We start from the raw sequence: 5,541 nt of genomic DNA, 5'->3' as shown, positions 1-5,541 counted from the left end.
GCGGATGTGCTCGGGCACCCAGGTGATCTGCTTGTTCAGCTCGACCATCCGGTCCCGGAACTGGGTGACCGCGACGAACCACGACGGCACCGCCATGTAGATCAACGGCTGGCCCGACCGCCAGCTGTGCGGGTAGGAGTGCTCGATGGTCTCGTGCCGCAGCAGCTTTCCGGCCGCCTTGAGGTCCTTGATGATCACCGGGTTGGCGTCGAAGACCATCAGGCCCTCGTACGGCGCCACCATCGAGGTGAACTTGCCGCCCGGATCCAGCGGCTGCACGATCGTGATGCCGTTGGCCGTGGCGACGTCCATGTCCTCCTCACCGAACGCGGGCGCCAGGTGCACGACGCCGGTGCCGGAGTCGGTGGTGACGTAATCGGCCGACAGCACCCGGTGCGCGTTGGGATGGCCGAGGAAGAAGTCGAACGGCGGCGTGTAGGACAGCCCGACCAGCGCGGCGCCGTCGTACTCGGCGAGCACCTCGGGCTCGTCGCCGAACTCACGCGCGTAGTGCGAGACCCGTTCGGCGGCCAGCACATAGCGCTTGCCGTCGGCGCCGCGCAGATGCACATAGCGCACGTCGGGGTGCACCGCGATCGCCAGGTTGGACGGCAGCGTCCACGGGGTGGTGGTCCAGATCAGGGCGTTGGCGCCGTCGAGTTCGTGCAGCGGATGCTCGGCGGGCACCGTCAGCACCATGTCCACGGTGACCGCCGGGTCCTGACGCATCTTGTAGGCGTCGTCGAGGCGGGTCTCCTGATTGGACAGCGGGGTCTGCTCGTACCAGCTGTAGGGCAGCACCCGGAAACCCTGATAGATCAGACCCTTGTCGTAGAGCGACTTGAACGCCCACATGACCGACTCCATGAAGTCGAGATCGAGGGTCTTGTAGTCGTTGTCGAAGTCCACCCAGCGCGCCTGGCGGGTGACATAGTCGCGCCATTCCCCGGTATACCGAAGTACCGACGTTTTACAGGCCGCATTGAATTCCGCGAGCCCCATCGCGTCGATCTGTGATTTGTCCGTGATACCGAGCTGCTTTTCCGCCTCGATTTCCGCGGGAAGTCCATGACAGTCCCAGCCGAATCGCCGATCGACGCGCTTACCGCGCATCGTCTGGAAACGCGGGATCAGATCCTTCACATATCCGGTGAGCAAATGACCGTAATGTGGCAGACCGTTGGCAAACGGCGGACCATCGTAGAAGACGAACTCGCCTGCGGCGGCGGTAGCGACGGGGCCGGAGGCGGCAGCCTGGGTAACCACGGGGGCACCCGCGGACGCCGCGCCGGATACGGCACCGGCTGTCTGCGAGCGGTTTTCGATGCTGGCGCGGAAGGTGTCGTCGGCGGCCCAGGCGTCGAGTACGGCGCGTTCCAGGTCGGGGAACGACGCACCCGGCCCGGCGCCGAGGTCGACGCGGGGATATGCGCTGCTACTGGAATTCTCGTCCGCCATCGCGGTGCGTCTCCTCGTGCCCGTGCGCTGTAGCGCACTCTCCTCGGCACGGGGACGACTCCGGCGCCGGTGCGCCGAAACCGCGGTACCACCCCGCTTGTCCTGGCGCCCCTACCGGCGCCGGACCTCTCGTCATGAGCTGTGACGGGCTCTCCCGTTCGGTTCTACTGAGCGTGCGGTGGCCCTACCAGGGCGAACACACCGTTCTTCCGAAGGCTCCCCGGTGATGGCCGGATCGACGCCGTATTCATGTTTGATTCTAACCAGTTCGGTCAAACCAGTATTTCGGGTGCCGCGCTCATCGCGACGGCCACGCGAACCGGCAAACGATCAGCGCTTGGCATGCCTGCCCTGCGGCGGCCGGTCGTCACCTTCGGGCGTCCCCATCGACAGGGCACTCACCAGCAACAACACCGCGCCGATCACGCACACCACGATGCAGCCCCACGCCCAGACCACCGAGCCGGTGGTCAGCGCTGCGACCAGCAGGGCGAAGCCGATGGCGGCGAGGACAAGCGTCAAGACGAGCATGGTGACCCCCAGGGGATGCCAGGCGGCCCGACTGCGTCTGGGGTGTGACTATTTGCCACCCTTGGCGAACGACGCGGGCGCGAGGTTGTTCGAACCGGTGTCGAAGGCCTCGCCGCCGTCGACGGGCACCGCGGAACCGCGGTTCTCCAGCTCTTCGAGCTGCGATTCCAGGTAGGACTTCAGGCGCACGCGGTACTCGCGTTCGAAGGTCTTGAGCTGCTCGATGCGGCTCTCCAGCACCGTGCGCTGCTGGGTGATGGTCGCCATGATCTCGGTGTGCTTGCGCTCGGCGTCGGCCTGCAGGGCGTCGGCCTTCTCCTTGGCCTGGCGCAGCTGGTTGTCCGAACGGGTCTGCGCGTCCGACAGCATCGCTTCCGACTTCTGGCGCGCGTCGGCGATCATCGCCTCGGACCGGGTGCGGGCATCGCCGACGAGTCGCTCGGAATTCGCCCGGGCATTCGACAGCAAATTCTCGGCTTCGGTCTTGGCATCGCTGGTGAGGCGGTCGGCCATCTCCTGGGCGAGGCTGAGCACCTTGGCGGCCTGCAGATTGGAGTCGGCACCCGCGGGATCCTTGGCGGCGGGCGCGGGCGCGGCAATCGGTGCCGGCGGCGCCGCGGGCACCGGGGGTTTCACCGGTTCGGGCGGAGGTGCCTGCTGTACCGGCTGTTTCGCGGTGGCTACCGCCGCGTTACCGCGATTCTTCTTCGCGTCGGCCAGCTCGGAATCGAGCTCGGCAACCCGCTGGCGCAGGTCTGCGTTCTCCTCGATCAGGCGCGAAAGCTCCTGCTCCACGAGATCCAGGAAGGCGTCTACTTCGTCTTCGTTGTAGCCGCGCTTCCCGATCGGCGGTTTGCTGAACGCGACGTTGTGCACATCGGCTGGGGTCAGCGGCATGGAAGGATCCCTTCACGCGTCTTTTGGAGATCTAGCAGATCTGGCGAGCTGTGTCCTCGGCCCATTCTGTCACACCGGGGCTACCGGCTGCCCGAGCCTGCTCACGATCGACATCAGGATGAAGACGATGAATAGCAGGACCATTATCGACAGATCGAGCCGAATTCCCCCCAATGACACCGGTGGTATCAACCGCCTCAGGAGTTTCACCGGAGGATCGGTGATCGTGAAGATCACCTCGAGGATGACGACCACGATGCCACTGGGGCGCCAGTCACGGGCGAAGCTACGGATGAACTCGACGATCACCCGGCTGATCAGCAACAGCCAGAAGATGAACAGCACGAAGTAGAGCACCGCGAACAAGGCCACGACCTCACTCTGCCGCAAAATCGGCGACGCGCAAAATGACCGCGCCGACCAGTTCGACCCGCATCCGGCTCTCCCCCCGGTTCATGGTGCTATTTCTGGTTGTAGAAGCCGGTTTCGGCGATCCGTCGGCGCTCCTCGGCCGATACGTCGACATCGGCAGGTGAGAGCAGGAACACCTTGGTGGCCACCTTGTCGAACGACCCGCGCAGTGCGAAAGCCAGGCCCGCGGCGAAGTCGACCAGTCGTTTCGCATCGGCGTTGCTGAGATCGACCAGGTCCATGATCACCGGGTTGCCCTCGCGGAATCGCTCGCCGATGATCCGGGCCTCGCTGTAGTCGCGCGGGCGCAGCGTCGTGATCTTGGACAAGGGACCTCCGTCCTCGAAGATCGCGGGACGGCGGGCGACGACCGGATCGGGACGCATCCGCTCTTCCAGTCGACGTTCCTCGGCCTCGGGATCGACGGCGAGCGCACCACGAGTGGCGCCACGCATCACCGGCGCAGCCCCGCCGGCCCGGAATCGGCCGGCTGCCGCGGCGTCGATGCGCGTGGGGCGGCGCGGCGCCTCGTAACGATCGTCGGCGTAGCTCTCCGGGGTGTAGTCGTCGCGACGGGCAGGCGGGTAGCCGGCCTGGTACGGCGACTTGTAGGCGGGCTCGTCGAACTCGGCGTCGTCGTAGCGGTCGTCGGCATAGCGGTCGGCGCCGTAGCCGGGACGGTCGGCGTAGTCACGAGGCCGGCGGGTGCCGCGTTCGTCCATCGGGCGAGGGCCACGATCGTCGACGTAGTCGTCTTCGTAATCCTCGAGCGGAACCATGCCGAAGTAGGCCTTGAATTTGTGCAGGGTACTCATCGTTCCACCTCGCTAACGCTCGCCTCGGGCATGGCCACGACGGCCCTGGTCCCACGCTCGCTCATATCCTCCCCCTTGCCGACACCCGACTCCGCCGTGACCACGATGGTGGCGGTGTGTATCGCTCGCTCACTTCGCTCGCTCATCCTGGTCGACCTTCCTTCGGCCCCGGTGACGGCCGGGTGTTGAAGTCTTGCTCAGCCCCTCGTCGGTCCCAGCATATGTGTCGAATGTGACTGATGAGGTTTCTTTGCTACGCCGAGGTTATCGGTCGGGCGCCCATGAGAGCGGTACCGACACGCACACACGTGCTTCCGTGTTCGATCGCCGATTCCAGATCTCCCGACATTCCGGCCGACAATTCCGACGCGCCGGGATGAGCGGCGGTCAGCTCGGCGTGTACAGCCGCCAGCCGGGCGAAGGCGGCCGCCGGTTCCGCCTCCAGCGGAGGGATCGCCATCAGGCCGGACAGCCGCAGCGCGGGCGCCTCGGCGATCCGATCGGCAAGGGCCGCAACAGCATCCGGCGCGACACCGCCGCGGCCGGGATCCTCGTCCAGGCTCACCTGGATGAGCACGTTCAGCGGTGCGCTGCGGTCGCCCGCGTCGAGCGCGGCGGTGGCCGCGGCGTCAAGAGCCGTTGCCAACCGTTCGCTGTCCACCGAATGCACGGTATGTGCCCAGCGGGCCACCGATTTGGCCTTGTTGCGTTGCAGCCGGCCGATCATGTGCCACCGGATATCCGGGTGCCGGGTGAGTTCGGACACTTTCGCGCCGGCTTCCTGCTCACGTGATTCACCGAACTCCCGGCGGCCGAGGCTATAAAGGATCTCCACGTCCGCGGCGGGAAAGAATTTGGTCACCGGGAGCAGCCGGACGCTGCCCGGATCACGCCCGGCGGCCACGCAGGCGGCGTCGATGCGGTCGAGCAGTCCGGCCAGATTGGTGGCCAGTTCGGTGGTGCGGCGGTCGAGGGTCTGAGCGGTGCTCGTCGGACTCACGCGTGCGGCTCCCCTTCCTCCATCCAGATGACCCCGCCGAGCCGGCCGGTCGGTGCGCCGCGGCGGTGGCTGAACAATGTCTTGTCCTCGATCGTGCACCGCGGGTCGACGGCGACGGCGCCGACGCCCGCGGTGGTGAGCTGACGGCGCAGCCCGGCCCGCAGATCCAGACCCGGTGTGCCGCGTTCGGTGGTGGTGGCGCTGCCGGGCAGATGCCGTTCCACGTCGGCGCGCATCTCGGCGGGTACTTCGTACTGGCGGCCGCTGGCGGCGGGCCCGAGGAAGGCGCCGATGCGGTCGACCCGGGCGCCGACCGAGACCATCGCGTCCAGGACCCGTGGCACGATGCCGATGCGGGCGCCGATCCGGCCCGCGTGCACCGCGGCGATCACCCCGGCCTCGTCATCGGAGAGCAGGATCGGCACACAG

General features: G+C 66.8%; 8 protein-coding genes. All 8 read right to left on the bottom strand.

The window, feature by feature from the left end; genetic code table 11:
- Positions 1 to 1,458: class I tRNA ligase family protein (locus RJ05_RS08765; protein WP_036535359.1), on the bottom strand; the 1,458-nt coding region annotated here is incomplete at its 3' end.
- Positions 1,459 to 1,788: 330 nt separating this feature from the next.
- Entirely contained in the window at positions 1,789 to 1,989 is a 201-nt protein-coding gene (locus RJ05_RS08760) for a hypothetical protein (RefSeq protein WP_036535356.1), read from the bottom strand.
- A gap of 48 nt (positions 1,990 to 2,037) precedes the next feature.
- Positions 2,038 to 2,886 carry a DivIVA-like cell division protein Wag31 gene (wag31, locus tag RJ05_RS08755; RefSeq protein ID WP_036535354.1) on the bottom strand — a complete coding sequence of 283 codons (849 nt, stop codon included), beginning with the start codon at positions 2,884 to 2,886 and terminating at the stop codon, positions 2,038 to 2,040.
- 69 nt (positions 2,887 to 2,955) lie between these two features.
- The gene (locus RJ05_RS08750) at positions 2,956 to 3,258 is read right to left on the bottom strand and encodes a YggT family protein (RefSeq protein WP_036535351.1); all 303 of its coding nucleotides are present in this window, start codon (positions 3,256 to 3,258) and stop codon (positions 2,956 to 2,958) included.
- An 89-nt stretch (positions 3,259 to 3,347) separates the two neighbouring features.
- Positions 3,348 to 4,112, bottom strand: a complete 765-nt coding sequence (locus RJ05_RS08745) for a cell division protein SepF (protein ID WP_036535348.1) — start codon at positions 4,110 to 4,112, stop codon at positions 3,348 to 3,350.
- Positions 4,109 to 4,258: a hypothetical protein gene (locus RJ05_RS30765; RefSeq protein WP_156090814.1), complete on the bottom strand. Its 150-nt coding sequence runs from the start codon at positions 4,256 to 4,258 to the stop codon at positions 4,109 to 4,111. Before RJ05_RS30765 ends, RJ05_RS08745 begins: the two co-directional genes overlap by 4 nt.
- Before the next feature lie 107 nt (positions 4,259 to 4,365).
- Positions 4,366 to 5,112: a YggS family pyridoxal phosphate-dependent enzyme gene (locus RJ05_RS08740; protein ID WP_051016364.1), complete on the bottom strand. Its 747-nt coding sequence runs from the start codon at positions 5,110 to 5,112 to the stop codon at positions 4,366 to 4,368.
- On the bottom strand, positions 5,109 to 5,541 hold a 433-nt coding region (locus RJ05_RS08735; protein WP_036535347.1), incomplete at its 5' end, for a laccase domain-containing protein. The genes RJ05_RS08740 and RJ05_RS08735, both read right to left, overlap by 4 nt.

The organism is Nocardia cyriacigeorgica NBRC 100375, assembly GCF_000308555.1.
Classification (GTDB): domain Bacteria; phylum Actinomycetota; class Actinomycetes; order Mycobacteriales; family Mycobacteriaceae; genus Nocardia; species Nocardia cyriacigeorgica.
Note: the sequence above shows the minus strand (reverse complement) of the source record. Positions and strands in the feature narration are given on the sequence as shown.